The organism is Vibrio sp. 1580, assembly GCF_033340055.1.
On sequence record NZ_JAWOVT010000483.1, the window covers coordinates 1 to 586 of the forward strand.

The 586-nt window shown below is 46.8% G+C and carries 1 protein-coding gene; it reads right to left on the minus strand.

The window, feature by feature from the left end; genetic code table 11:
- On the minus strand, positions 1-586 hold a 586-nt coding region (locus tag R7093_RS26715; protein WP_318147211.1), incomplete at both ends, for a flavodoxin domain-containing protein.

Here is a 586-nt window from a genome sequence, read left to right on the forward strand (position 1 = left end):
TAGTGTCTCTTTAACTTTACCTAGCGCATTCTTGCGCCATTCTTCCGCTGCCGCTTCGTAATCAACATCGCAGTCAATACGCTCAATAAAAGACGTCGCGCCCAGTTTTGCTAAGTAAGTGTCAAAGTCTTTACCAGTTTGGCAGAAGAACTCATAACTAGAATCACCCAATGCAATCACACCATATTGAAGGTTTGATAGCTTAGGCGCTTTCTTAGATTGTAAGAACTCGTGCAGCTCAATGGCATTGTCTGGCGCTTCACCCTCACCGTTGGTAGAAGCAACAATGATGACGTGCGTTTCTTTGGCTAAGTTTTTGCCTTTGTAGTCGCTTGCGTCAAACAACTCTACTGCAATTCCTTCTGCTTTTGCTTCTTGTTCCAACGCTTCAGCAACACCTTTTGCGTTACCGGTTTGAGAAGCAAAAATGATGGTCAACTTACCGGCAGGCTTTGCTGATACTGCGGCAGCTGCTTGGGCGATTGGTGTTGCCGCCGCACTTGGTTGATGTTGAGCTAAACCCCAAAAGTACCCACTGACCCAAGCAAGTTGCTGCGAAGACAACTCAGAGGCAGTTTGTTGGAGG